The sequence below is a fragment of the Pseudoduganella sp. GW821-FHT12E03 genome (assembly GCF_058807115.1).
The window spans coordinates 1-588 of record NZ_JBXAQJ010000053.1 but is presented as its reverse complement, the minus strand read 5'-3'; the positions used below and the strand labels follow the sequence as shown (position 1 = coordinate 588).

Genomic DNA, 588 nt, shown 5'->3' with positions numbered 1-588 from the left:
ACTGCTTTTATGTAAGCCCTGAGGTTTAGATAAAAGTAGTACCGTTCTTTAACAATCTGGAAGAAGTAAAGTTTTATTTAAGCGTGTGAGAAATCACACACTTAGGGTAGTAAAACTCATCATCACAAAGTAGTAAATGCTTGAACTATAGCCGTCAAGGTTATAGGGACAAGTGAATAAGTGCACATGGCGGATGCCTTGGCGATTACAGGCGATGAAGGACGTGGAAGTCTGCGAAATGTTCCGGGGAGCTGACAATCAAGCTTTGATCCGGAAATGTCCGAATGGGGAAACCCGGCCCTTTGGGTCATCGCATACTGAATACATAGGTATGCGAAGCGAACGCGGCGAACTGAAACATCTAAGTAGCTGCAGGAAAAGAAATCAACCGAGATTCCCAAAGTAGTGGCGAGCGAAATGGGAACAGCCTGTACGTGATAGTCGGACAAATAGTGGAAGCTTCTGGAAATAAGCGCCATAGAGGGTGATAGCCCCTTACACGAAATTTGACCGGTGGTACTAAGCGTACGACAAGTAGGGCGGGACACGAGAAATCCTGTCTGAACATGGGGGGACCATCCTCCAAGG

1 rRNA gene is annotated in these 588 nt (G+C 46.4%); it reads left to right on the top strand.

From position 1 onward, the window contains the following. Nucleotides 1-166: 166 nt before the first annotated feature. A 23S ribosomal RNA gene (locus tag AC1RRC_RS33245) occupies nt 167-588 on the top strand; the annotation flags it as partial.